The organism is Pseudomonas sp. GNP014 (assembly GCF_054344005.1).
On sequence record NZ_JBTGUS010000001.1, the window covers coordinates 660939 to 687789 of the forward strand.

General features: G+C 61.1%; 21 protein-coding genes. 9 read left to right on the plus strand and 12 right to left on the minus strand.

All coding sequences use genetic code 11. From position 1 onward, the window contains the following. Positions 1-204 precede the first annotated feature (204 nt). Positions 205-915: a TraX family protein gene (locus tag ACXX9E_RS03135; protein ID WP_458555018.1), complete on the minus strand. Its 711-nt coding sequence runs from the start codon at positions 913-915 to the stop codon at positions 205-207. 126 nt (positions 916-1041) lie between these two features. On the opposite strand from ACXX9E_RS03135, the gene ACXX9E_RS03140 reads away from it, so the two are divergent. Together ACXX9E_RS03140 and ACXX9E_RS03145 are read left to right on the plus strand one after the other, a co-directional pair. Continuing rightward, the gene (locus ACXX9E_RS03140) at positions 1042-2082 is read left to right on the plus strand and encodes a threonine aldolase family protein (protein ID WP_016986284.1); all 1041 of its coding nucleotides are present in this window, start codon (positions 1042-1044) and stop codon (positions 2080-2082) included. 195 nt (positions 2083-2277) lie between these two features. Then, positions 2278-3102 carry an SDR family oxidoreductase gene (locus ACXX9E_RS03145; RefSeq protein WP_458555019.1) on the plus strand — a complete coding sequence of 275 codons (825 nt, stop codon included), beginning with the start codon at positions 2278-2280 and terminating at the stop codon, positions 3100-3102. Positions 3103-3284: 182 nt separating this feature from the next. Here ACXX9E_RS03145 and gbcB read toward each other — a convergent pair whose 3' ends face one another. Next, positions 3285-4385 carry a glycine betaine monooxygenase reductase subunit gene (gbcB, locus tag ACXX9E_RS03150; RefSeq protein WP_047596492.1) on the minus strand — a complete coding sequence of 367 codons (1101 nt, stop codon included), beginning with the start codon at positions 4383-4385 and terminating at the stop codon, positions 3285-3287. 284 nt (positions 4386-4669) lie between these two features. On the opposite strand from gbcB, the gene gbca reads away from it, so the two are divergent. After that, on the plus strand, positions 4670-5965 hold the full coding sequence (gene gbca / locus ACXX9E_RS03155) for a glycine betaine monooxygenase oxygenase subunit (RefSeq protein WP_123469387.1): 1296 nt from the start codon (positions 4670-4672) through the stop codon (positions 5963-5965). A gap of 115 nt (positions 5966-6080) precedes the next feature. Here the strand turns inward: gbca and ACXX9E_RS03160 are convergent, their stop codons facing one another. From ACXX9E_RS03160 to ACXX9E_RS03200, 9 genes are all read right to left on the minus strand, one after another. After that, positions 6081-7325, minus strand: a complete 1245-nt coding sequence (locus tag ACXX9E_RS03160) for a metallophosphoesterase family protein (protein WP_458555020.1) — start codon at positions 7323-7325, stop codon at positions 6081-6083. Positions 7326-7350: 25 nt separating this feature from the next. Then, positions 7351-9219: a c-type cytochrome gene (locus ACXX9E_RS03165; protein ID WP_458555021.1), complete on the minus strand. Its 1869-nt coding sequence runs from the start codon at positions 9217-9219 to the stop codon at positions 7351-7353. A gap of 208 nt (positions 9220-9427) precedes the next feature. After that, complete coding sequence (locus ACXX9E_RS03170; protein ID WP_458555022.1) at positions 9428-12880, minus strand: GMC family oxidoreductase N-terminal domain-containing protein; 3453 nt, start codon at positions 12878-12880, stop codon at positions 9428-9430. Positions 12881-13986: 1106 nt separating this feature from the next. Beyond that, positions 13987-14757, minus strand: a complete 771-nt coding sequence (gene etfB, locus ACXX9E_RS03175; protein ID WP_123469395.1) for an electron transfer flavoprotein subunit beta — start codon at positions 14755-14757, stop codon at positions 13987-13989. 15 nt (positions 14758-14772) lie between these two features. Further along, on the minus strand, positions 14773-15993 hold the full coding sequence (gene etfA, locus ACXX9E_RS03180) for an electron transfer flavoprotein subunit alpha (RefSeq protein WP_458555023.1): 1221 nt from the start codon (positions 15991-15993) through the stop codon (positions 14773-14775). Continuing rightward, the gene (gene dgcB / locus ACXX9E_RS03185; protein ID WP_458555024.1) at positions 15993-17942 is read right to left on the minus strand and encodes a dimethylglycine demethylation protein DgcB; all 1950 of its coding nucleotides are present in this window, start codon (positions 17940-17942) and stop codon (positions 15993-15995) included. Before dgcB ends, etfA begins: the two co-directional genes overlap by 1 nt. A gap of 112 nt (positions 17943-18054) precedes the next feature. After that, entirely contained in the window at positions 18055-20115 is a 2061-nt protein-coding gene (gene dgcA, locus ACXX9E_RS03190; protein WP_336347466.1) for a dimethylglycine demethylation protein DgcA, read from the minus strand. A gap of 15 nt (positions 20116-20130) precedes the next feature. Beyond that, on the minus strand, positions 20131-20661 hold the full coding sequence (locus tag ACXX9E_RS03195; protein ID WP_008083165.1) for a DUF5943 domain-containing protein: 531 nt from the start codon (positions 20659-20661) through the stop codon (positions 20131-20133). Between the two features lie 104 nt (positions 20662-20765). Further along, positions 20766-21743: a dipeptidase gene (locus ACXX9E_RS03200; RefSeq protein ID WP_027610650.1), complete on the minus strand. Its 978-nt coding sequence runs from the start codon at positions 21741-21743 to the stop codon at positions 20766-20768. Positions 21744-21976: 233 nt separating this feature from the next. Between ACXX9E_RS03200 and ACXX9E_RS03205 the strand changes: the two genes are divergently transcribed. The 4 genes from ACXX9E_RS03205 to ACXX9E_RS03220 all read left to right on the plus strand — a co-directional run bounded on the left by ACXX9E_RS03205 (position 21977) and on the right by ACXX9E_RS03220 (position 23599). Further along, entirely contained in the window at positions 21977-22378 is a 402-nt protein-coding gene (locus ACXX9E_RS03205) for a lysozyme inhibitor LprI family protein (RefSeq protein ID WP_458555025.1), read from the plus strand. 213 nt (positions 22379-22591) lie between these two features. After that, positions 22592-22846: a type II toxin-antitoxin system RelE family toxin gene (locus ACXX9E_RS03210; RefSeq protein WP_123454164.1), complete on the plus strand. Its 255-nt coding sequence runs from the start codon at positions 22592-22594 to the stop codon at positions 22844-22846. Next, a complete protein-coding gene (locus ACXX9E_RS03215) occupies positions 22830-23153 on the plus strand; it encodes a helix-turn-helix domain-containing protein (RefSeq protein WP_447806946.1) in 324 nt (107 codons plus the stop codon). The genes ACXX9E_RS03210 and ACXX9E_RS03215 overlap by 17 nt, the downstream gene beginning before the upstream one ends. Before the next feature lie 29 nt (positions 23154-23182). After that, positions 23183-23599 (plus strand): DUF3010 family protein, encoded by a 417-nt coding sequence (locus ACXX9E_RS03220; protein WP_123469407.1) that lies wholly within the window; start codon positions 23183-23185, stop codon positions 23597-23599. A gap of 139 nt (positions 23600-23738) precedes the next feature. On the opposite strand, the gene ACXX9E_RS03225 is transcribed toward ACXX9E_RS03220, so the two are convergent. Further along, complete coding sequence (locus ACXX9E_RS03225; protein WP_128614060.1) at positions 23739-24683, minus strand: GlxA family transcriptional regulator; 945 nt, start codon at positions 24681-24683, stop codon at positions 23739-23741. A gap of 207 nt (positions 24684-24890) precedes the next feature. Here ACXX9E_RS03225 and ACXX9E_RS03230 point away from each other — a divergent pair, with 207 nt between their 5' ends. Together ACXX9E_RS03230 and cdhC are read left to right on the plus strand one after the other, a co-directional pair. Further along, a complete protein-coding gene (locus ACXX9E_RS03230; protein WP_458555026.1) occupies positions 24891-25835 on the plus strand; it encodes a choline ABC transporter substrate-binding protein in 945 nt (314 codons plus the stop codon). Between the two features lie 112 nt (positions 25836-25947). After that, positions 25948-26835, plus strand: a complete 888-nt coding sequence (gene cdhC / locus ACXX9E_RS03235) for a 3-dehydrocarnitine:acetyl-CoA trimethylamine transferase CdhC (protein WP_213026799.1) — start codon at positions 25948-25950, stop codon at positions 26833-26835. Positions 26836-26851: the final 16 nt, after the last annotated feature.

Here is a 26851-nt window from a genome sequence, read left to right on the forward strand (position 1 = left end):
GTATGACCGGCGCAGACAGCTCAAATGCCTACGGACGCCACGCAAAGGTGCGTTTACGACATGGCCGGAAATGCCCTTGCAACACTCGATCTCAAAAACACTGGAGAACCCTGTGGGAGCTGGCTTGCCAGCGATGACGATGTCACTTCCGGCATTGATGGCGGCTAACCCACCGCTATCGCTGGCAAGCCAGCTCCCACAGGGTTATGCGGCGACTTGGCGAATCAGTAGTAACAGGAGGAAATGCGCGGGATAGAGCGCGTACGCCCAGCGGCGCATGGGCAACGGATGGATAGAACTGGAGTGTCGCAACAAGAACATCCCGAGCAATGGCGCCATCAGACACGCCGCGATGCCGAGGACTGCAACGACATTACCGAACTCCGCCGCCTCATACAGCACCTGCCACTGATTGCCCGCCAGACACACCAGCCCCGGCAGCAGGCTGAAATACCAGGGGCGACGGAACACCAGCAGCAGCGCCAGCGGCAATAACACGCCGAATACACCGAACATCAGCCACGGCGAAAACAGCGCGGCCAGCAACAAGGCTCCGATGCCCAACAGTCGCGACATCAGTGATTGATCCTGCCAGCCCCGCGCCACCAGCAACCCCAGCGCGAGAGTGGGCATCACGTTCAAGGTGTCGGAATCTGGAATGTACAGACGGTAGGGAATTTCACTCACTGCGCTGAACAGCAACAACCATGACAGATAGCGCCATTCGGTCTTCTGCGCACTGGCGCGGGCAAGATTCGCCGCCATCGCCAGGCAGAACCACGGAAAGGCCATCCGCCCCGGCACATACAGCCAATCGGCGCTGATCCCGACATATCGCAGATGATCGAGCAGCATGCTCAGCAGCGCCAGCCACTTGAGTAGATCCAGCGCGCCGTCGCGTTTAGTCACGTGCATAATCGGGCCACAAACTGGTAATTTTCTGAAAGCGACATCCCGTGTGCTCCCCGGAAGATCTTCGGTAAAGTGCGCATCATCATTGACCACGAGCCTTCACAAGAGTCTCGACCACGGAAGCCGGCCATGACCGACAAGAGCCAACAATTCGCCAGCGACAACTATTCCGGTATCTGCCCTGAAGCCTGGGCTGCCATGGAACAGGCCAACCACGGCCACCAGCGCGCTTATGGCGACGATGAATGGACCGCACGCGCGGCCGACCATTTCCGCAACCTGTTCGAAACCGACTGCGAAGTGTTCTTCGCCTTCAACGGCACCGCCGCCAACTCGCTGGCGCTGTCGTCGCTGTGCCAGAGTTACCACAGCGTGATCTGCTCGGAAACCGCCCACGTCGAAACCGACGAGTGCGGCGCCCCGGAATTTTTCTCCAACGGCTCGAAACTGCTGATCGCCGGCACTGAAAACGGCAAGATCACCCCGCAGTCGATTCGTGAAGTCGCGCTCAAGCGTCAGGACATCCACTACCCGAAACCGCGCGTCGTGACCCTGACCCAGGCCACCGAAGTCGGCAGCGTCTATACCCCGGAAGAAGTCCGCGCCATCAGCGCCACCTGCAAGGAACTGGGCCTGCACCTGCACATGGACGGCGCGCGTTTCTCCAACGCCTGCGCGTTCCTCGGCTGCTCGCCGGCCGACCTGACCTGGAAGGCCGGCGTCGACGTGCTGTGCTTCGGCGGCACCAAGAACGGCATGGCGGTGGGTGAAGCGATCCTGTTCTTCAACCACAAACTGGCCGAAGACTTCGATTACCGCTGCAAACAGGCCGGGCAACTGGCGTCGAAAATGCGCTTCCTCTCGGCACCGTGGGTCGGCATCCTCGAAAACGACGCCTGGCTCAAATATGCCCGCCACGCCAACCATTGCGCGCAATTGCTGGCCGAACTGGTCAGCGACATCCCGGGCGTGGAACTGATGTTCCCGGTCCAGGCCAACGGCGTGTTCCTGCAACTCTCGGAACCGGCCATCGCCGCGCTAACCGCGAAGAATTGGCGTTTCTACACCTTCATCGGCAAGGGCGGCGCGCGCTTCATGTGCTCGTGGGACACCGAAGAAGAACGCGTACGCGAACTGGCCCGCGACATCCGCGAAGTCATGTCCGCCTGACTTTTTTGAGCAAATGAACTCCCTGTGAGGGACTCCCTGTCATGAGGGGAGCCCCCTGTGGCAAGGGGATTTATCCCCTTGCCACAACCGCCACTCCCCCAAGCATCCTCAATCCTCCTTCCTCGTGCCCTGAAAGACTTGGTCTACAGTGTCTTTCGAGCCTCCGCTCACCTAACAATAAGCAGGAGCATCGGCATGTCGTTACAAGGCAAAACCCTGTTCATCACCGGCGCCAGCCGTGGCATCGGGCGTGAGATTGCGCTGCGCGCCGCGAAGGACGGGGCCAATATCGTCATCGCCGCTAAAAGCGCCGAACCCCACGCCAAGCTGCCCGGCACCATCCACAGCGTCGCCGCCGAAGTCGAAGCCGCCGGCGGCAAGGCCCTGGCGCTGCAAGTGGATGTGCGTGATGACGACGCCGTGCGTCAGGCACTGGCCCAGGCCAGCGAGCATTTCGGCGGCATTGATGCGCTGGTGAACAACGCCGGGGCGATCAAGCTGACTGGCGCGCAACACATCGAACTCAAGCGCTTCGACCTGATGCACCAGATCAACACCCGCGCCGTGTTGCTGTGCAGCCAGGCGGCCCTGCCCTATCTGAAAAAATCGGCCGGGCACATCCTCAACCTGTCACCGCCGCTGAACCTGGCGAGCAAATGGTTTGCGCAGTTCAGCCCCTACACCGTGACCAAGTACGGCATGAGCATGCTGACCGTAGGCATGAGCGAGGAATTCGCCAGTTACGGGATCAGCGTCAATTCGCTGTGGCCGCAGACGATGATTGCCACAGCGGCAATCGAGTTTCAGCTGGGCAATCGCGAGTCGTTCAAACAGGCGCGCACGCCTGCGATCATGGCGGATGCGGCGCATGTGATTCTGAGCAGCAGCGGGCGGCAGATCACTGGGCGATTGTTGATTGATGAAGAGATTTTGCGTGAGAGCGGCGTGGCTGAGTTCGATCAATATCGCTTTGATCGAGAAAGCGACGCGGCACTGATGCCGGATTTGTTTATCGACTGAAAAGCCCCTCACCCTAGCCCTCTCCCAAAGGGAGAGGGGACTGATTGGGGGATATTTGAGAATTACGCCGACGTGAAACTGCTTTACCGAATCCATAGTCGATAAGGCCTTTCAGGTCGATGTAGAACGCCAGACACCCCAGCCCTCTCCCTCCGGGAGAGGGCTGGGGTGAGGGTTACCGATCAGAATTCGATACGCACGTCGCCCTTCGGCACGCTGCAGCACGAAAGAATAAACCCTTCCGCCTCATCGTCCTCGGTGATCCCGCCGTTGTGCTCCATCTCCACCTCGCCGCCCAGCTTCATCACCTTGCACGTGCCGCAAATGCCCATGCCGCAGGCTTTCGGGATCATCAGGCCCAGCTTGGCCGCCGCCGCATGCACGGTTTCGCCCGGGGCCACGCGAATGCTTTTGCCGGATGCGGTGAATTCGACCTGATGCAGATCCGCCGCATCTATTTCCGGCGCCTCGGCGGCCTGTTCGGCTTGCTCCACTGCATCGGCGCGGGCTTCCGGTGGCGTGGCGCCGAAGGACTCCTCGTGATAGCGCGACATGTCGTAGCCGGCGGCTTCGAGCAGGCGCTTGACCGCGTTCATGTACGGCGTCGGGCCGCAGCAGAACACTTCGCGCTCGAGGAAGTCCGGCACCATCAGTTCGAGCATTTTGTGATTGAGGTAGCCGCGATAACCGGCCCACGGCTCACCCAGACCATGTTTCTCGCAGATCAGGTGCAGGCTGAAGTTGTCGATCCGCGAGGCCATGTGTTCCAGCTCGCGGTGGTAAATGATGTCTTTCGGCGAGCGGGCGCTGTGGATGAACGTCATGTCGACGTTGGCGTTGGTGTCGTAGAACCAGCGCGCCATCGACATGCACGGGGTGATCCCCACGCCGCCGCTGAGGTAAAGCACTTTCGGGCTCGGGAAGTCGATGGCGTTGAACAGCCCGACCGGCCCGTGCACCGCCAGCTCCTGGCCTTCATGCAACGTGTCGTGCAGCCAGTTGGAGACCTTGCCGCCCGGCACGCGCTTGATGGTCACCGAGAAGCTGTACGGCACCGACGGCGAACTGGAAATGGTGTACGAACGCATGATCGGCTGACCGTCGATTTCCAGCTCCAGGGTCACGAACTGCCCGGGCTTGAAGAAGAACAGGATCGGCTGGTCGGCCATGAAACAGAAGGTGCGCACGTCCCAGGTTTCCTGGATGACTTTGACGCAACGGACGATGTGCCGGCCATTGGCCCAGGTCTGGGTGGTGACCGGATTCAGGAAGCTGTTGGACATGCTGTTCTCCACGGCCGACTGTCGGCCTTCATGTGGCGATTCTGCGTATAGCGCGGACCGCCCGTTTACCTATCCGCGACATCGGCATACTTATCGCGACCAGCCCCCAACCGCCGGGGGTTGCGCGTCGGGAACAGATTGCACCATGTCGCCCATGGATAAGGTTCCGGGCAGCGCCGGCCCCACACTCGCCTCACACCAAGACGAATCCTTTACACCTTGCGTAGCACCCCTGATCAGCCACTTTTCATCGGCCACACAGAATGGCCTCGAGGATCACATTGATGGACGTCACCGCAAAAATCAGCCTGGGCGATCCGCTGGAACCCGCACGCAAGGCCACCGCACAAATGCTCCAGGAGCGCGAGCGCACCTTTTCGCTGCCACAGCCGTTTTACAGCGACGAGCGCCTGTTCGATATCGACATGCAGGAGATCTTTCAGAAGGAATGGCTGATCGCCGGCATGACCTGCGAGATCCCGGCCAAGGGCAACTACCTGACCCTGCAGGTCGGCAAGAACCCGATCATCGTCATTCGTGGCGGCGACGGCGTGGTGCATGCCTTCCATAACGTCTGCCGCCACCGTGGCTCGCGCCTGTGCACCAGCGAAAAAGGCAAGGTCGCCAAACTGGTCTGCCACTACCACCAGTGGACGTATGAACTGGACGGTCGACTGCTGTTTGCCGGTACCGAAATGGGCGCCGATTTCGACATGAAGCAGTACGGCCTCAAACCGGTGAACGTGAAGACCGCCGGTGGCTACATCTTCATCAGCCTGGCGGACAATCCACCGGCCATTGATGACTTCCTGTCGACACTGAACCACTACATGGAACCGTACGACATGGAGAACACCAAGGTGGCGATCACCACCACCTTGATGGAAAAGGCCAACTGGAAACTGGTGCTGGAAAACAACCGCGAGTGCTACCACTGCAACGCGTCGCACCCGGAACTGCTGAAAACCCTGCTGGAATGGGACGACGTCACTGACCCGCGCGCCGATCAGGCGTTCAAGGATCACGTCGCCGCCTCCGCCGCTGCCTGGGAAGCCGAGAAGATTCCTTACGCCCACGCCAGTTTCGGCCTGCGCAACCGTATCGTGCGCATGCCGCTGCTCAAGGGCACCGTGTCGATGACCATGGACGGCAAACAGGGCTGCGCGAAACTGATGGGCCGGATCAAGAACCCCGACCTCGGCTCGATGCGCATTCTGCACCTGCCGCACTCGTGGAACCACTGCATGGGCGACCACATCATCGTCTTCACCGTGTGGCCGATCAGCGCCCAGGAAACCATGGTCACCACCAAATGGCTGGTGCACAAGGATGCGGTCGAGGGCGTGGATTACGACGTAGAGCGCATGCGCCAGGTGTGGGACGCGACCAACGATCAGGATCGTCGTCTGGCGGAAGAGAACCAGCGCGGAATCAACTCCACCGCTTACCAGCCTGGGCCTTACTCCAAGACCTATGAGTTTGGCGTGGTCAACTTCGTCGACTGGTACAGCGAGCGGATGCTGAGCAACCTCGGCGCCGAGCCGGCGCCGTACCTCAAAGGCGTTCCCGTCCAGGGCTAAAAGCATCGCTGGCAAGCCAGCTCCCACAGGGTTCTGCGGTGTACACAAATGTTGTGATCACCTCAAAACCTGTGGGAGCTGGCTTGCCAGCGATGGCGTCAGAACAGTCACCTCATTACTTCGATGACCACCTCACCGATCCATCCTCGCCAATAAACTCCTCAAAAATATCCTCCCCCACCAACCTGATTTTCGCGTAGCCATTCAGCACCCGCAGCGGATACGCCGGGTCGTTGGCATCCTGCGTCTCCGACCACAACACCCGCGAATGTCCGTTCAGCTCGCTGGCATTGCCATAGGGAATCGCCCCGTGCCCGGCACAGCGCGCATGCAAACCGCCCTGCTGCGCATAGACGATGCCGTTATGCAGATGCCCCCAATACCAATAATCCGGCTCCCGCCCCAGCGCATCGCACACCGGTTGATACAGCGCAGTCTTGTTGTGCCCGGAAATATCGAAGCCCTGATGATGGCTGAGCACCATGATTTTCTTGCGTTTCGGCAGGCCTTTCAGCCACTGGATCTGCGGTTCGTTGAGGGTGCCGTCCATGTACAGGTTCATCGCATCCGAGGCATACGCCGAATCCAGCCCGACCACCAGCCAGTCGTCATTGATCAAGGCGAAGTAACTGGTGCCCTGCTGCCCCGGAAAACGCTTGGCCAGTTCCTTGAAGTAGCCGTGGGCGCCGCTGTACATCTCGTGGTTGGAGTTGAGGGTGAACGAGCCATGGCTGCCCATCGGCCAACCGGCCATGTCGACGTCCTCCTGGGAGTGACTGCCGGCGTAGTAAACGTCGCCCAGATGGATGGTGAAATCCGCCTGCGCCAGCTGCATCTGGTTGGCCACCGACACCGCCGGTGCGTGGCTGTCGAAGGGACCGGTGCCCCAATCGCCGGCGATGGCCAGGGTCACGTCGCGCTCCATTTGCACCACCGCCGGGTCGGTGCCGAAGGTTGCGTGATGGCGCAGGTTTTCGATCCACTTCAACAGCGCCTCGCTCCACAGCAGATCCAGCAGTTCCCACTTGCGACACCCAAGCAGGCTGCCGTCCTTGAGCACCCGGGTTTGCAGTTGATCGCTCGACTGCGGCAAGGGCGCGGCACCGCCGATGCGCAGGATCGACAAACCGTGGGACAGCTCCCAGGGTACGCCCGGTTCGTCGTCCGGCAACTCGCCGTTTTTCAGCACGTACTGTGCCTGATCGTGCCCGCGCTGCAGCAGCTTGATGATGGCCTGAAACTCGTGCGGCTCCAGTTCGCTGACGAGCTTCATCCAGGCCATCTCCATGCGCGTGAACAAGCCGTGAATGCGCACTTTGACCTTGTCGTATTCGTGTTTCAGATGACCGACCGCTGACATGGCGTAATCCTCTATCCAAAAGGGCTCACAGGGTTTTCATGAATTCGATCAACGCACGCTTATCGGCGTCCGACAGCTGCGTGCCATACAGGTGACCGCTGTTGTGGTTGCCCTCCAGCCGGGTGTCGTATTTGAAGTCCGCCGAGGCTTTGGCCTGGGCGCCGCTGGTGACGAAACCGACGTTGGCCGGGTCGTAGACGTCGGAGCCGGTGTAGAACACCACCGGGCGTTTTTCCGGCGGTTGCAGCAAGTCCCACAGGGTTGGCACCGACCCGTTATGCAGGTACGGCGCGCGCAGCCAGATGCCGTCAGTCGGCGTGTTGCTGTAGCTCTGGGTCTTGCGATACGCACCGAAGTCGAACGGCGGTTTCTTGAAGGTGTGGAACGCCGTCACCAGACCGGTGGTGAACGAGTCGAGCCGATGCGGATCGGTGCCGAGTTGGTCGATGTTGGTGGTGACCTGCCCGGTGTCGGCGCGGCCGAAATCATGACAACCGGCGCAATTGGCCTCCCAGACCGGTTTGCCCTGGGCGACTTTCGCTTGATCCAGTGCCCACGGCCACGCCGGCGCCTTGTGCCCGAGCAGCCAGTTGGTCACCCGGTTGAAGCTCGGCGGCAACACTGATTCCGGCGTCGCGCCCACGGCCATCGCGGCGGCGTAGTTGCGTTCGTGAATCTTGTTGTTATTGCCGTCCCAGTGCAGGTACATCGATTCCCGTGGTTTCTGGTTCCACACTTGCGGCAAGTCAACGGTGCCGATGGTCGAGTCATCCGGGAAGCCGAACACCACCATTTTCGTCGGGTTGAAGGTGTCGGTGCGGCCCGGGCCCTGTTGCGGGCGCAGCTTCTGCCAGGCGTAGGCCTGCTTCTGCTTGAGCAAGGCGCTTTTCGCCATCGGGATGATCAGGTAGCGGTTGTAGAGCTTCTCGAAAAAGCCCAGCTGGAACTTGCCGTTGATCGCCGCCATCACCGCGTCGGTGGTGAATTTCGGATCGCTGGCGCAATCGTAGGCGTACCACTGGAACGCTTGCAGTTGCAGGGTATTGGCCGGCGCGCTCGGCACGTTGACCGCGACGTCGCTGGCATTGGCCCGGTACGAGCCGGTGTGGCACAGCGCGCAGTTAGGCTCGACGGTCGGGTAGCCGATCTGCCGCTTGGCCATGCCGATCGGCAGATCCTTGCCGTTCTCATAGAGAAAACCGAAGACTTCCCAGCCGCCGGGTTTGGGCATCTTTTCCGGGCACATTTGCGGCAGCACGGCGAACAGGTAATACGGGATTCGTGCTTCGATGCCCAGGCCGATGGCAGCGTATTTGTAGTGGTCTTCGTCGGAAGCGTATTCCTGCTCCGGCACCACCCGCAGCATCTGGTACCAGGTTTCGTAACCGATGAAACCGAGGACGGCCAGCACAACCAAAGTGCCGACCTTGAAGCTGTGGCTTTGCCATTGCCGCGCCCAGGCCGCGCGCCACTCGCGCCAGCCATCGCAGAGCAATGCCCATGGCCGGTTCGCGGGCGTGGTGCCGAGGTACAACAGAATGCCGAGGATCAGAAAGAAGCTCAGATCGCCCATCAACATCGGCACGAACACCGAGCCCTGGCTGCTGGTGTTGATCAGATAGATCCAGAACACCACCGCGATCAGTCGCGTCAGTACGCACAGCCAGGAATGCACCACGTAGCGCGGCGCATTGAAGCCCGACGGCATGTAAAACACGCTGATGCCCACCAGCAGCATCCCGGCATTTTCCAGCCACGGGTCGGAGAGTTGCGGCGGCAGACCGACCACCGATGTCAGCAACCCCGGCGCGAACAGCGCGGGGATCGCGAACACCATGTTCATCGCAATGCCGATCCAGATGAAGCGTTGAAACCAGCGGATGTAGCTTTCCATATCATCCATTTCCTTTTACATAACTGGATCGAACCCATTCCTGTGGCGAGGGGATTTATCCCCGATCGGCTGCGAAGCAGTCGCAAACTATCACCTGCAGTTTGTCAGAAACACCGCGCGGCCTGACTTGGGGCCGCTGCGCGACCCATCGGGGATGAATCCCCTCGCCACGAAGGACTTTCTCTGCACAAAAGATCAATGACAGGTGTCAGCCGAGGGCGGTTTTCTCCAGGTGCTCAAGGATGATCGGATAGACATCGACCACTGCGTTCTTGCCGAACATGCAGTCGATATGGCCATAGCCCGGCACCACATGCCGGCTGTAACGCTCCGGCCCATGGACTTCGCAGACGCGCTGGTAGGTTTTCAGGGTGCTTTCCGGCAGGTAGCACTGGTTGTCGGCGCCACTGATGAAGCAGATCGGCATCGTCAGCCGGTCGAAGTGCGGCATGTACACATCGTTGCCTTTGAAATCCACCAGGTGCCCTTTGCGCACGATCAGCGCCAGGTGCTCGAAGGTCTCGATATTCGACTCGCCGAACAGCTCGTGCAGGTTGTCGTGCAGGGTTTCGTTGAGGGTGTCGTGGCGATACAGCGAGGCGTACATGAAGGTGATGCGGTGGCATACCGGGTTGGTGCAATAACCCTGCGCCTCGATCCGCGCATAGCCATTGAGGGCCTTGTCGTAGAGCCGGTTGAACCAGTTTTCCTTGCTGTCGGCGTAGGCCGTCATCGACTTGATGCCGATTGCATCGAGCATCCCCGGCAGGTGCAGCCCGGCCTTCAGTCCGGTGGCGGTGGCGACCACGGTGTCAGCGGCAATCTGCGAGCAGACCACCGAACGCACGCCTTGCAGCCCCGCCAGCAGTGACATGAAGAAAGTCGTCGCGCCGTAGCAATGCACCACGCACTGCACGTCTTTGGCCTGGGTCTGCCGCTGAATCTGCGCGATGGCAGCCTTGAAGTCGTACTGGGCGATCTGGTCGCCGTTCCATTCCTTCTTGCTCGCCGGCAACAGAATGCTCACGCGAAAATCCAGCAGCCAGACGTCGTAGTCGTGCTTGCACAGGAACTCCAGCAGGTTGGTCTGGATGGTGTCGGTGGAAAAGATATTCGACCCCACACCCAGGCCGTGCACCAGCATGACCGGGCCCTTGCTGCCGGCCTGATAGCGGGTCAGGCGCAGCTCGACACCGTCCTCGGTGGGGAAGAAATGCACCGCCGGGGTCGGCGCATCCAGCGGCCGTTTCAAGCGTGGCGGCGCGTCGGGGTTGAAGTAGATATCGCCAGCGAAGACCCCACCGTAACTCTCCCAGAGAATTCCGGCGAAGAACTTGCCGAAGCGCGCCAGGCCTTCGATACGCTCACGCTCGTTGCGCGCGTTGAGCACTTTCATGGTGGTCATCTGCTTGGCGAAATCGGTCGGATGAATGTGCATCACCCCGGAGCCGATCACCTCGCCCGACTTGTCCGGCCCGCGATACAGCGTCACGTACAAGGTGCTGGTGTCGTGCCAGATGTTCAGCACGCCGTTGTCTTCCGGCACGGTCTTGAAGGCGCTGAAGAAATAGTCGCTGCCGTCCTCGGCGCTGAGTTTCATGTCGTACTTCATGTGCCGCGTGTCGACCTGCTGCTCGAATTGCTCGAACAGGTTGAACACGCCATTGCTGGCCGTCAGCGGTTGCGGCGATAGCGCCGGGGCGTTGACCGTGCCGACGATGGTCGCGGCGTGTTCCGGCTCCTTGATCATCCGGTTGAGGTCGTTGGCGGTGATGGTCAGGGTGAAGTCGATTGGCGAATTGTCCGCCTCGCCGCGTTTGGCCGCGGCTTCGTAGACCTTCAGATCGGTGCTTTGCGCGGCGGTGAAGGCCCGGGAGAAATAGCCCTTCATGGTTTCGGTGAACTGCACGCCGAGGGTCGGTGGTGTTACCTGTTTGCGCGGTGCCGACGGCAGCGTGTAGTCGATGTGCCAGCCACGATCGGCGGCGAGCAGGCCCATGTTGCGCTCGCTCACAGCGGAGATGGTCAACAGCGGATTGACCGCCAGCGAGGTCGGGATCACCGCGCCGTCAGTCACGTACAGGCTGGCGTAGACATCAGTGCCGGCCGCGCCGCTGAACACCTGGCCCTTGTGATTGACCACCCCTTGCCCGGCGTCCTCGCCCATCACGCAACCGCCCAGCGGATGCACCGAGACGATGCTGTGCTTGAGCAGCTTGGTCCAGATCGGGTTCTCCACCCAGACCCCGCCCAAGGCCTTGGTGCTCTGGTACAGACGTTCGTTGCCGAGCTTGAAGTTTTCCTGCTCGCCGACGCCCGGCCAGTCGATGCGCAACTGGTCCTTGTTGTCGAGAATCATCCGGCCCTGGCCGCTGTCGTGGCTCATGATCAGGTAGGTCTGCATGTTGTGCAGCGCGCCGTAATACGGGCCGCGCAGGAAGCTTTCGGCTTCGCGCTCCTTGTACCTCAGCTTGCCGCTGAAGCTGTCATCGGTGGCCTTGCCGATCATTTCGGCGAACCCGGCCATGGCCGGCACCATCGGCCGGCCGAGTGCGCCGGGGATCGAGCCCTCCTCGATAACCATGCGGCTGCGCCAGTCACCTTCGGTGCGCATGTCGATGACCGAAGTGATGCACGGGCCGACCGGCTGCATTTCCTTGGCCGGATGCGCGCCGAAGCCGATGCCGTTGATGGTCTGTTCGCAGTTGTGGCCGAAGCCGAGGATGTCGCCGTTGCCGCTCATGTTCTCGCCGAGCTGGCCGGACATCACCAGCCCCTTGTCGCGCGAGCGCAGCAGAATCTCGGTGGAGCCGAGGGTGCCGGCAGAGACCACGACGATGTCAGCCTTCACGAACAACGTGGGCGCGTCGAATTTCTCACGCCCGCTGTCGAGGTACTGGAAATGCACGATCCAGCCATCGCCGTCACGCTCCAGATGACGCACCTCGGCCTGACAGAAAATCTCCGCGCCGTGGTTCCAGGCGTCCGGCAAATAGTTCATCAGCGTGGTGTTCTTGGCCTTGTTGTTACAGCCCGAGACGCAGTCGCCGCACTGGTTGCACGGCAGCTGTTCGACGCCGACGTGGTTGAGGTTGTTCGGCAGTTTGTCGAAGGTCACGTTGATCGGCGGCTTGTAGAAGTGCGCGCCCTGCTTGAGGTAGTCCGCGGACTTTTTGTTGGCGTCGAGCTTGGGCAGGTTCGGTGCGGTATTCGGGTACGGATTGGGCTTGAGCATTTCCCGGGCACGGGCATAACCGTCCTTGAGCAAGGTATCGCGATGCTCGCGCACCGCCTGCGGCCAGCGCGGGTCATCGAACACTCCGGGCTCAGGCTCCAGGGCCACGTTGGCGTTGATCAACGACGTACCGCCGAGACCACAACCGACCACCACGTTCTGCTGGGCATTGACGTGCAAATCAAACAGCCCGGTGCGCGAACCGATATGGCCGTCCGGGTCATGCACCTGCAGCTCTTCGGTCGAGGCAATCATGGTATTGGGGTATTCGCCGGGCTGGATTTCCCGCCCGCGTTCGAGCAGGCACACCTGCTTGCCGGCCCGGGACAGGCGCGACGCAGCAATGCCGCCGCCATAGCCGGAGCCGATGACGATCACGTCGTAGTGTTCCTTGATTTCGCTGATGGGCGTTGCGATGCGTGTCATGAGGGTGTTCCTCTCTCAGGCAGATGGGGCAACTCTGCGGTTGCCTGCAATCAATGGGCGAACGGGCACCTGGTCTCCGAGACGAACCCGGCGACAGCACAGCGGTTGGAGCAGAAGTCGCTACAGACGAGCGTGTTGATTGGCCGCACGACGTAACGTGCGCTTGCGTGGCGAGGGGGGATGGCGGCGTGGGCGGCTATCCATCATGCGTTCTCCCAGAACCTGATGTGGATAAGTAACGGCTGTCCTTGTGCCATTGCAGTGAAGACAGCGCAGGTTTCGAAGTCAAGGCGACGATTTAGAACTGTATGAAATGTGATCAATCGCCGTTTGGACTATGGCCGGCGCGGCTTGCACGGTTCGACAAACAAGTTATCCACATAGCCACCCACAGCAAATGGGGGTAACTGTGGATGAAGCCGAAAATAACCCGCTGATTTGTGAAGAAAAAGCGTGACTTATGCAGAAGAAGGCTTTGCACCAACGATTGATCAGAATTTGATCAACAGCCTGTAACGCACGTTCTGCAAGGCGTGTAGAGGATGGCGAACACCTTATCCACAGAAGCACCAACAGAGAACGGGGGTAAGTTTTACGGGTCTGTGGAAAAGCGCTGCAGAGTGTGAAAATCCCGGTGTCTGGAGAAGATTCTCCGGTCTTTCATGGGCATTTGATCGTTTTTTAATCAACTCTCTACAAGCCACGATCTATAAGGCTCGCAGCGTATAGCGAACATCTTATCCACAGAAGCGCCAACAGAGATTGGGGGCAACTTGCCGAGTTACTCAGCGGAAAAACCCAGAAAAAACCGCGACTTAGGCTGGTTGTTTTTTGATCGGATGGCTGCAGGGCTTGATTGGCGAGGGATGCAGGGAGGGGCGAACACGTTATCCACAGATCCGCCAACAGGGATTGTGGGTAAACCGCTCCCCTCACCCCAGCCCTCTCCCGGAGGGAGAGGCAGCCGACACAGTCGCCTGAATGACTAACGTGAACTCAAGCTTGGCTAAGTCAAGGTCACTGTGCAGTCGCAGGTCGATGTAGATGGCCAATCCCCTCTGATCAGTCCCCTCTCCCTCCGGGAGAGGGTTAGGGTGAGGGGCTCTTCAGCGGACAACGCCCTCTTCGATCAGCAGTTTGAGGATGGCTTCGGCGCCGGCTTGCGCGGTAACGCCCTTGAGCACCTGCCCACCGCCCCCACTGGCCTTGGCCGTCGCAGCCTTCATTCGGTCCGCACCGCTCTTGGCTTTGATTACCTTCAGACGCTTGGGCCGGGGCTTGGCCGGTTGCAGCGTGGCGACGGCCAGCAGTTCATCGTCCAGCACTTCCACGTCTTCAGCGTTCAGTACGCCACGGCGTGCCGGGCCGTAGGCACTCTGCCGAGGCTTGGGCGCGGCGTTGTCCACCGTCGCCAGAAACGGCAGCTTCACCTTCAACCGCCGCCGCTGCCCACGGGGCAAGGCTTGCAGCACCAGCGCCGAACCGTCGTTGATCGACTCGACCTGCGCCAGCCCCACCACCAGCGGCCAGCCCAGCCCTTCGGCGAGCAGAAACGGCAGCATGCCGGAGCCTTCACCGGTTTCCGCCTGACTGCCGGTCAGCACCACCTGGGCGCCCGCCTCGCGCAGATACGCGGTCAGCGCCGGGAGAGCATCGGCGCCAGCGGGTTGCTCCAGCACATGCATCTGCGTAAGTCCCATACCCAGATAGGCGCGCAGTGCCGGTTCCGCGACATCGCCTGCATGCAGCACTTGCAGGTTATCCCCAGCCAGTTGCAGGCCCAATTCCACGGCGCGAGCGTCCTGTTCGGCACGGCGTGGCCGGCCCGAGGTCGGGTGGGCGCCGATGGAGACCAGGCTGATGACATTGGTGTTCATAACTGTGTCCTTCCCTTAAGCCGCATCGCGCTTGGCGTCGTTGCGGTAAGCCGCTACCGCCGCGATCAAGGCTTGAAGAATCTCCGCGCTCTCGCCGATCACCGACAGGTCGGCGCGTTTGATCATGTCGCAACCGGGGTCGAGGTTGATCGCCACCACCTTGTCGCAGGCACCGATGCCCTGCAGATGCTGGATCGCCCCGGAGATACCCACAGCCACGTAGACCCGCGCGGTGACCCAGGTGCCGGACGCGCCGACCTGCCGATCCCGCGCCATGAAGCCATCGTCCACCGCCACCCGTGACGCGCCTTCGGTGGCGCCGAGCGCAGCAGCCGTTTCGTGGAACAACTGCCAGTCCTTGACCCCGTTGCCGCCGGAGAAGATGAACTCGGCTTCGGCCATCGGAATCGCCGCCGGGTCCACTGCCACCGCCCCGAGATCTTCGATTCGCGACAGGCTGCGCGCCACCGTTGTGGATAACTCCACGGGCAGTGCTTCGTGACGGGTTTCGCTGACCGGTTCGGCGCACTCGGCCGAGGCCAGGATCAAGCGTGCGACCGGCCGCGCCAGGTCTTGCAGGCCCGCACCGGCGCGGCCGATGCACTCCTGATCCTTGACCTGCCAAACCCGCGTCGCCGGGCGTTCGCCCAGTGCTGCGGCAAAACGGCGGCCGAGTTCACCGCCACCGCTGCGGCTGTCCGGCAGCAACCAGTGACGCGGGTTGAACTGGTTATCCACAGCCCGCAGACCCTGCACCCTTTGCTCCGGTGCATAACCGCTGAATTCCTCGCCCTCCAGCACCAGCAAGCGATCTACGCCCGCGGTGGCGAAAGCGTTTTCCTTGTGCTCGCCGAATACCACGGCCAACACTGCACCGTCCTTGCCCGCCAGTTGATGAGCCAGGCCCAGCAAGTCGCGGTCGTGGCTGCTCAGGCGGCCGCCGACCATGTCCGGCACCACGCTAATGAAGAACGCCGGCGCCGGCACCTGATGCAACGGCAGTTGAACTTCAACGGTGGCCGAGCGTTTGACCGCCCCGCCCTGCTGCGCGCCGCTGCGGTCGATACGTTTGATGCCGTTGGGGCCGATAAAACCGATGCCGTGCAAATTCTTGCGGATGATGCCGTTGGGGCCCATCCAGCTGTGTTGCGCCGGTTGCATGGCCGCGTGCAGCGGGTGCAGACGGTTACGCGCAATCCATTCGGCGCGTGGGTCGCGGCGGATAATGTCGCTCATCAGTGGGCCTCCGCAGGTTCACGTTTGGCCGGTGCAGTCGGCTTGCCTGGCGCGGCGTCTTCGAGCAGCGCGTCGGCCACCAGTTCGGCGATGTCCTTGATCAGCGGACGCGGCTCGACCACGCCTTCGAGCATCGCCGTGCACTGTGGACAACCCACGGCTACCAGCTCGGCGCCGGTCTCGCGGATGTCTTCCATGCGCATGTCGGGAATCCGCTGCTTACCCGGAATATCGGTGATCGGCGCGCCGCCACCACCGCCACAGCAGCGCGAGCGGAACCCGGAACGTTGCATCTCTTTGACTTCGATACCCAACGCACGCAGCACTTCGCGCGGCGCCTCGTATTCGCCGTTGTAGCGGCCGAGGTAGCACGGGTCGTGATAGGTCACGCTGTTGCCTTTGTGCTGACCGAGGTTCAGCGCGCCGGCCTGAATGATTTCCGCCATATAGGTGCTGTGGTGCTGCACCAGGTAGTGGCCGTCGAACGCGCCGTACTCGTTTTTCAGCACATGGAAGCTGTGCGGATCGCAGGTGACGATACGGTTGAAGCTGTATTTGCCCAGGGTCTGGATGTTGCGTTTGGCGAGCAACTGGAAGGTCGCTTCATCGCCCAGACGGCGGGCCACGTCACCGCTGTCGCGCTCTTCCAGGCCGAGTACGGCGAAGTCGATCTTGGCGGCTTTCAGCACTTTGACGAACGCGCGCAAGGTGCGCTGGTTGCGCATGTCGAAGGCGCCGTCACCAACCCAGAACAGCACGTCGGTGGACTTCTTCTCGCTGAGCAGAGTGAGGTTCAGGTCCGCCGCCCAGTTCATCCGTCCGCCCGGGGCAAAACCGCCGGGGTTGTCGGTGGCGATGAGGTTTTCGAGGACCTCGGCGCCCTTGTTCGGGGTCGCGCCTTTTTCCAGGGTCAGATGACGGCGCATGTCGACGATGGCGTCGACGTGCTCGATCATCATCGGGCATTCCTCGACGCAGGCGCGGCAGGTGGTGCACGACCACAGGGTTTCGGCATCGACCAGACCGTTGACGATCGGTTGATGCGGATTGCCGCTGTGTTCGCCGATCGGCTTGCCGGGATACGGGCTGCCGGCGAACTTCGCGTCAGTGCCGCCGGCGAGGCCGACGACCATGTCCTGAATCAGTTTCTTCGGGTTCAGCGGCTGGCCGGCAGCGAACGCCGGGCACGCCGCTTCGCACTTGCCGCACTGCACGCAGGCGTCAAAACCGAGCAACTGGTTCCAGGTGAAATCCTTGGGTTTTTCCACGCCCAGCGGCGCGCTTGGATCGTTGAGGTCCAGCGGTTTCAAGCCCGTGGAACGGCCGCCGCCAAAGCGTTCGGCGCGACGGTGCCAGGCCAGATGCAGGGCACCGGCGAAGGCGTGCTTCATCGGCCCGCCCCAGGTCATGCCGAAGAACAATTCCGACACGCCCCACAGCACGCCAATCCCGAGAATCGCCGCCAGCAGCCAGCCGCCGAAGTTTTCCGGGAGGATCCCGGCCACCGGCAGCGTCACAAGGAAAAACGAGGCAGAGAACGCCAGCAGGCTTTTCGGCAGGCGCATCCACGGGCCTTTCGACAACCGCGCCGGCGGGTTGAGCCGACGCCGGTAAACGAAAATCGCGCCGACAAACATCACCGCCGTCATCAGCAGCAGCGCGTAACCGAGGAGGCGGTTATGCAGGCCGAAACCGTGCACTAGAATCGCCAGCACGATCGACGCCACCGCACCGCCGGCCGTGGCGACGTGGGTGTTGGCGATGTATTTGTCCCGCGCCACCACGTGGTGCAGGTCGACCATGTAGCGCTTGGGCATGGCGAACAGGCCGCCAATAAGATCGACCTTCGAGGCTCGGCCCCGGCGCCACATGGCCACCCGCCGCAACGCGCCCAGCACCGCAAGGGCGATGGCTGCGAACAACAGGATTGGAAGAAGGGTGTTCAACATCAGAGTCACCTCTGGCGAGGTGCAAGCTACAAGCTACAAGCTGCAAGAAAGGGCAGCAAAATCTGCCGGGCCTTTACTTGCGGCTTGCAGCTTATGGCTCGCAGCTGAGCCGTCAAAAATCCTTACAGAGCCGAAGTGCGTCGTAAATGGCGGCGTGGGTATTACGCTGCGCCACGCAGTCGCCGATGCGGAACAGCAAGTAGCCGTCACCGGTGGTGCTCAACGAAGGCTGCGGCTTGATCGCAAACAGCGCGTCAATGTCGATCTGGCCCTTGTTGCGCGAACCGTCCTTGAGCCCGTAATACAGCTCTTCGTCAGGACGCACGCCGTTTTCCACCACCACCTGATCGACCACCCGCTCCTCTTTGGCGCCGGTGTATTCGTTCTCCAGCACCGCCACCAGCTTGTCGCCTTCGCGGTAGACCTTCTCCAGCATCATGTCGCCGGTCATGATCACTTCTTTCGGGTACATGCTGCGGTAGTAGGTCGGGAACGACGTACCGCCGATGGCCACACCCGGCTTGATGTCGTCGGTGACGATCTCGACCTGGCTGCCCTTGTCGGCGAGGAAGTCCGCCACCGACATCCCGGTGAACTCGCAGATGGTGTCGTAGACCAGCACGTTCTTGCCCGGCGCAACCTTGCCGTCGAGCACGTCCCAGCTGCTGACCACCAGCCCTTCGGCGGCGCCCCAGTGTTCGTTCTGCTCAAGGAACGGATGCCCGCCCACCGCCAGCACCACCACGTCCGGACGCAAGTCGAGAATGGTCGCCGCATCCGCCGCAGTGCCCAGGCGCAGGTCGACTTTCAGCCGCGCCAGCTCCAGCTGGAACCAGCGGGTGATGCCGGCGATCTGGTCTCGTTGCGGCGCTTTCGACGCGGTAGTGATCTGCCCGCCGATGAATTCTTTCTTCTCGAACAGGGTCACTTCGTGGCCGCGTTCGGCCGCCACACGTGCGGCTTCCATCCCGGCAGGGCCGGCACCAACCACCACGACTTTGCGTTTCGGCCCGGTGGATTTCTCGATGATGTGCGGCACGCCCATGTATTCGCGGGAGGTTGCGGCGTTCTGGATGCACAGCACATCCAGCCCTTGGTACTGGCGGTCGATGCAGTAGTTGGCGCCGACGCACTGTTTGATCTGATCGACCTGCCCCATCTTGATCTTGGCGATCAAGTGCGGGTCGGCGATGTGCGCGCGCGTCATGCCGACCATGTCGACGTAACCGCCTTCAAGGATGCGCGTGGCCTGGTTCGGGTCCTTGATGTTCTGCGCGTGCAGCACCGGAGCCTTGACCACTTCCTTGATCCCGGCGGCCAGGTGCAGGAACGGCTCCGGTGGATAACTCATGTTGGGGATAACGTTGGCCAGGGTGTTGTGGGTGTCGCAACCCGAGCCGACCACGCCGATGAAGTCGATCATGCCGGTGTCATCGTAGTACTTGGCGATCTGCTTCATGTCCTCGTGGGACAAGCCATCCGGGTGGAATTCATCACCGCACAGACGGATGCCGACGCAGAAATCGTCGCCGACTTCCTTGCGCACAGCCTTGAGCACTTCGAGGCCGAAACGCATGCGGTTTTCGAAGCTGCCGCCCCACTCGTCGGTACGCTTGTTGACGCGCGGGCTCCAGAACTGGTCGATCATGTGCTGGTGCACGGCGGACAGTTCGACACCGTCCAGACCACCGGCCTTGGCCCGTGCAGCGGCGGTGGCATAGTTGCCGATGACGCGCCAGATTTCTTCCGGTTCGATGGTCTTGCAGGTCGCGCGGTGTACCGGTTCACGGATGCCCGACGGCGACAGCAGGGTCGGCCAGTGCTCACCGTCCCAGCGCGAGCGGCGGCCCATGTGGGTAATCTGGATCATGATCTTGGCGCCATGCTTGTGCATGGCGTCAGCCAGATTCTGGAAGTGCGGGATGATCCGGTCGTCCGCCAGGTTCACCGATTTCCACCAGCCTTGCGGGCTGTCGATGGCTACGCTGGAGGAACCGCCGCAGATCGCCAGGCCGATGCCGCCCTTGGCTTTCTCTTCGTAGTACTTGACGTAGCGGTCGGTGGTCATGCCGCCGTCGGTCGCGTAGACCTCGGCGTGCGCGGTACTGAGCACGCGGTTGCGGATGGTCAGTTTGCCGATCTGGATCGGCTGGAACATTGCTTCGAAAGCCATGGCGGGTTCCTCGACTTACAACGGCTTGACGGTGAACAGGCCGTCGTCGTGGCCTTCTTCGGAGCCACCGTAGACTTGCTCGGCAACCGTGCGAATCTTGCTGCCGCGCGCCTCAAGAATCTGATCCATGGCCCCGGCAAACCAGCCGGTGAACATGTAGTCGACCTTGCGTCCGACCTTGCCGTAGACGTAGACGAACGCCGAGTGTTCGAGCTTGACGCTGGCGGTGCCTTTGTCGAGGTCGATGTCCTGAATCTTGAACAGGCCCCAGCCACGTTGCGACAGGCGCTTCATGTAGTGCTCGAACACCGCGACGCCTTCCAGGCCATGGCATTCAGCTTCTTTTTCACACCAGTGCCAGGCGGACTTGTAGCCGGCCTTGTAGAGGATTTCGGCATAGGCTTCGGCGCCCAGCACTTCCTCGATGCCCATGTGGTTGTTGACGAAAAAGTGCCGTGGCACGTACAGCATCGGCAGGGCGTCGGAGGTCCAGACACCGGTTTCGCTGTCGACTTCGATTGGCAATTGCGGGGCGATCTTGGCCATGGAAACTTAACTCCAGAAAAAATTAGATTCAGTGTTGGCCGCAGCCCTTACTCCAGCCCTCTCCCGCAGGAGAGGGGCAGATCGGCGGCGGTCTTGAGTAAGCGTTACTCGCCCCAGACGTCCTTCAGGACGTTGACCCAGTTTTCGCCCATGATCTTGCGCACCACGCGCTCGGAGTGGCCGCGCTTGAGCAGGGTTTCGGTCAGGTTCGGGAACTCGCCGACGGTGCGGATGCCCAGCGGGTTGATGATCTTGCCGAAGCTGGTCAGACGCCGGGCGTAGCCCTTGTCGTGGGTCAGGTATTCGAAAAAGTCCTGGCCGTGACCCTGGGTGAAGTCGGTGCCGATGCCGATGGCGTCTTCGCCGACGATGTTCATGGTGTATTCGATGGCTTCGGCGTAGTCGTCGATGGTCGAATCGATGCCCTTGGCGAGGAACGGCGCGAACATGGTCACACCGACGAAACCGCCGTGGTCGGCAATGAACTTCAGTTCTTCATCGGACTTGTTGCGCGGGTGCTCTTTCAGACCCGACGGCAGGCAGTGGGAATAGCAGACCGGTTTTTTCGATTCGAGGATGACTTCTTCAGAAGTCTTGGAACCGACGTGGGACAGGTCGCACATGACGCCGACGCGGTTCATCTCGGCGACGATTTCGCGACCGAAGCCCGACAGGCCGCCGTCACGCTCGTAGCAACCGGTGCCGACCAGGTTCTGGGTGTTGTAGCACATCTGCACAATGCCGACACCGAGCTGCTTGAACACCTCGACATAGCCGATCTGGTCTTCAAACGCATGGGCGTTCTGGAAGCCGAAGAGGATGCCGGTCTTGCCCTGCTCCTTGGCGCGACGGATGTCGGCGGTGGTGCGCACGGGCATCACCAGGTCGCTGTTTTCGCGGATCAGTTTCTGGCTGGCGGCAATATTGTTCACAGTCGCCTGAAAGCCTTCCCACACCGACACAGTGCAGTTGGCCGCCGTCAGACCGCCCTTGCGCATGTCTTCGAACAGCTCGCGGTTCCATTTGGCAATGATCAGACCGTCGATAACGATGCTGTCGGCGTGTAATTCGGCTGGGCTCATCAGGCGTCCCCTTATTGGCGATTCATGCGCCGAATCGTCTGCCGGCGCTTTGGGGCCAGCATATGCCTCGGTGCAGGGGCGACCGGGTGCAAAAACGACAGGGGAATTGCCGAAAGCGTCAATCCGCGACAAAGGGTCGCCGGACGCTCCGATCAGCTACCTGTTCAAGCCCGCCAGCTTGAGCCAGAATCTGGCGCATCTTGGATACACCACTGGATTAGAGCGGCGACAACATGAAATCGATCTTCCTGGCCCTGGCCCTGATTGCGACCGGCGTACACGCCGCCGAAGAGACCGACAACAACCCTTGCGACGCGGTGGAAAACGACATCCAGACCCTGGAATGCTCGACCTACAGCCGCACCACCGCCGAAGACCTGCTCAAGGACAACTACGCCAGCCTCAACGAACGCATGCAGACGGCGTATGGCAAGAACCCGACGCAATTGGCGGACATTACCGCCAAGATCAAGACGGCTCAGCAGCAGTGGTTGAAGACGCGGGACGCGGATTGTGCGGTGGAAGCGTTTCCGGCTACGGCGGGGAGCAAGGCGTTCACGATTGCGCAGAATGATTGCGTGGCGCGGATGAGTGATGAACGGTCGGAGTTTTTGGAGTCGATTGGGCAGGAATAGTCCTCAAAATTTGAAGGAAAATTGGCACTGTTTTTTGCATTTGCCTCGTGAAACTCTTCTTCTTACGGCACATGCCGACTTCGCCTACACCTATTGCGTGAAAGCTCCGATCTACGGGCCTTTCACGCAATATGCTGACAACAGTTCTTGATTGGTCGCCTTGAAAAATATAAGTAAAGATTCGCGAATCTTATAAAATACTTATATTCTTCCATGAACAGCATCCACTGGACACGAAAGGCCGTTAAGCAACTCTTGAAATTGCATTCTGTGCATCAGGTAAAGGTTCGGGATGCTGTTACGGCGCTTGCCGACATGCCTGATGTGGGCAATGTCAAAGCACTGATTGGCCATGACTACTCCTACCGCCTGCGTGTCGGCAATTATCGAGTGATGTTCGACTGGGACGGAGCAATCAAAGTGGTCAGTATTCAAGAGGTCAAAAAACGCGATGAACGCACCTACTGACATCCAAATCATTAATGACGCCGAGGGCAAACCAGCCTTTGTGGTCATTCCGTACGCGCAGTACGTTGCGCAAAAAATGCAGCCCGACCTGATTCCCCATGAGGTTGTCAGTCGCATGGTCGACGGGGCAACACCGATCCGTGCCTGGCGCGAACACCTCAACCTGACTCAGGAAGAAGTCGCCAGACGCATGGGTATTTCGCAACCGGCGTTTGCCCAGCAGGAAACAGTCGCCAAGCCTCGCAAGGCTACGCGCGAGAAAATTGCGTCGGCGTTCGGCATCACCGCCAATCAGCTTGAGCTGTAAGCGGCCCTCTTCACTTCAAGGAATTCCCCATGAACATCTGCGGCATCGAAATCAAAGGCAGCGAAGCGATCATCGCCGTGGCCGCTCTCGACGGGGCAACGCTGAGCCATGTGGCGCTCAATACCAAGAAAATCGCCCTCGACGATGATGACGAGGCGGCCAACGTCAAACGCTTCGCGGCGCAGGTCGCGTCGTTCGTGCGCGAGCATTCGATTGACCGGATTGCGATCAAGAAACGCAGCAAGAAGGGCGAGTTTGCCGGTGGGCCGACCACGTTCAAGATCGAGGGTGTGTTTCAACTGCTGGACGGGTGTGAGGTGACGTTGTTGTCGCCGCAGACGATCAACGCGCAGGCGAAGAAGCATAATTTCGAGCTGCCGGGGACGCTGAACAAGTATCAGCATGAGGCTTACAAAGCGGCGTGTTCGGCGCTGGTGAAGAAGTAACCTGTTCGCGCAAGCACAGTAAATCCATGTGGGAGCGAGCTTGCTCGCGAAGAGGGAGTGTCAGTCGACAGTTTTTTCGAATGATCTACCGCGTTCGCGAGCAAGCTCGCTCCCACAGGTTTATTTGCTGGTCTCAAGATCAGGCCTGGGCGGTACGCCGGTCTTCACGGGGGCAGCGCGCAAAGCGTGCGCGATAGCTGCGGGTGAAGTAGGACGGGGATTCAAACCCGCAGGCGATGCTGACTTCAAGCACGCTCATATCGGTCTGGCGCAGTAGCTGCCGGGCCTTTTCCAGGCGCAGGCGCAGGTAGAAATTGCTCGGCGTGTCATTCAAGTGCAGCCGAAACAAACGCTCCAACTGCCGCCGCGTCACCTTGATCGAATCCGCCAGTTGCAGCGTGGTCAGCGGCGGCTCACTGTGCTGCTCCATCTCACCAATCACCTGCACCAGCTTCTTGTTGCTGATGCCGTAGCGCGTAGCGACTTCCATGCGCTGGTGGTCTTTGCGCGGGCGGATCCGCCCCAATACGAACTGCTCGCTGACCTGAATCGCCAGTTGCGGGCCGTGGGCCTGGGCGATCAGATCGAGCATTAAGTCGATAGACGCGGTGCCGCCGGCCGAGGTGATGCGCCGGCGGTCGATCTCGAACAGTTCCTGGGTCACGCTGAGCTGTGGATAAGATTCCTTGAACGCGTCAATGGCCTCCCAGTGCAGGGTCAGGCGATGACCATCGAGCAAACCGGCCTCAGCGAGCACGAAGCTGCCGGTGTCGATCGCGCCGAGGGTCACGCCTTCGTTGTCCAGCCGTCGCAACCAGTGCTCGAGGGTGGGCGTGGCGAACTTCAGCGGTTCGAATCCGGCCACCACCAACAACGTCGCACCTTTCTTCAGCGGTTCCAGCGCCGCATCGGCGTTGACCGACATGCCATTGCTCGCCAGCACCGCCCCGCCATCAGCACTGAGCACGTGCCAGCGATACAGCTCGCCACGAAAGCGGTTGGCCACCCGCAGCGGTTCGATCGCAGAGATAAAGCCGATGGCGGAGAACCCCGGCATCAGCAAGAAATAGAAATCCTGGGACATGGGCGCACTCGATTCGCGGGTAACGAGAGGGAGGGGAGCGTGGATCGTTGATACGCCGATTGTCGTCAGCGTTCAAGCGCACAGGTCGCTACAGTGCAAATGCCAGTCGCCGCAGTGCGTTTTTACGGGGGCGTAGCTGCGTAACTTGGCATCACCGGCGCATCAGACGCCGGGAACCACAATAAACGACCTGCCGAGGAACCCGACATGAAACGACTGATCAGCAGCTGTGTTCTTGCACTCAGCGGTACCGCTTTCTTGAGCGCCAGCGTCATGGCGGCCGAACCCGCCTCGTGCCAGAACGTGCGCATGGGCGTGGTCAACTGGACCGACGTGATCGCCACCAGTGCCATGACCCAGGTGCTGCTCGACGGCCTCGGCTACAGCACCAAACAAACCAGCGCCTCCCAGCAAATCATCTTCGCCGGGATTCGCGATCAGCGCCTGGATCTGTTCCTCGGCTACTGGAACCCGCTGATGACCCAGACCATCACCCCGTTCGTCGAGGCCAATCAGGTCAAGGTCTTGCCGGCGCCGAGCCTGAAGGACGCCCGCGCCACCCTCGCCGTGCCGACCTATCTAGCCGACAAGGGCCTGAAAACCTTCGCCGACATCGCCAAATTCGAGAAGGAACTGGGCGGCAAGATTTACGGCATCGAACCGGGTTCGGGCGCCAACACGCAGATCAAGGCGATGATCGCCAAGAACCAGTTCGGTCTCGGCAAATTCCAGCTGGTCGAGTCCAGCGAAGCCGGCATGCTCGCCGCCGTTGACCGTGCCGTGCGCCGCAAGGAGGCCGTGGTGTTCTTCGGCTGGGCGCCGCACCCGATGAACGTCAACGTAAAAATGACTTACCTCACCGGCAGCAACGACGCCCTCGGCCCGAACGAAGGCATGGCCACCGTCTGGACCGTCACCGCGCCGAAATACGCCGAACAATGCCCGAACGTCGGCCGTCTGCTGAGCAACCTGACGTTCACCGCCGAAGACGAGAGCCGGATGATGCAACCGCTGCTCGATCACAAAGACGCCTTCGAATCGGCCAGGCAGTGGCTCAAGGATCACCCGGAAGACAAGCAGCGCTGGCTCGACGGTGTGACCACCTTCGACGGCAAACCGGCCGCTGAAAACCTGCAACTGACCAGCAAATAACCCTCGATTGAACAGCCCCTCACCCTCTCCCCGGGGAGAGGGGACTGACTGACGCTTCGCAGCCCGAAACAGCGCTGCGAACAGACCCATCACGCCTGAAGGAAACCGCACCATGAACCACGACGTCATCATCACCTGCGCACTCACCGGTGCTGGCGACACGACCGCCAAGAGCCCCCACGTGCCGGTCACTCCGAAACAGATCGCCGCTGCTGCCGTTGAAGCAGCCAAGGCCGGCGCCACCGTTGTGCACTGCCATGTGCGCGACCCGCAGACCGGCAAGTTCAGCCGTGACGTGGCGCTCTATCGCGAGGTGATGGAGCGCATCCGCGAAGCCGACGTCGACATCATCGTCAACCTCACCGCCGGCATGGGCGGCGACCTCGAAATCGGCGCGGGCGAGAACCCGATGGAGTTCGGTCCGAACACCGATCTGGTCGGCCCGCTGACCCGTCTGGCTCACGTTGAACAGCTGCTGCCGGAAATCTGCACCCTTGATTGCGGCACCCTGAACTTCGGCGATGGCGACACCATTTACGTGTCCACACCGGCACAACTGCGCGCCGGCGCCAAGCGCATCACCGAACTGGGGGTGAAGGCCGAGCTGGAGATTTTCGACACCGGTCACCTGTGGTTTGCCAAGCAGATGATCAAGGAAGGCCTGCTCGATAACCCACTGTTCCAGTTGTGCCTGGGCATCCCGTGGGGCGCACCGGCGGATACCACCACCATGAAAGCCATGGTCGACAACCTGCCCGCCGACGCGGTGTGGGCCGGGTTTGGCATCGGCCGGATGCAGATGCCGATGGCCGCGCAAGCGGTGTTGCTCGGCGGCAACGTGCGGGTCGGCCTGGAAGACAACCTGTGGCTGGACAAGGGCGTGCTGGCGACCAACGGCCAACTGGTCGAACGCGCCACCGAGATCCTCAGCCGCCTCGGCGCCCGGGTGCTGACCCCGGCCGAAGGCCGCAAGAAAATGGGCCTGACCCAGCGCGGTTAATTGCCCCACCTCGAAC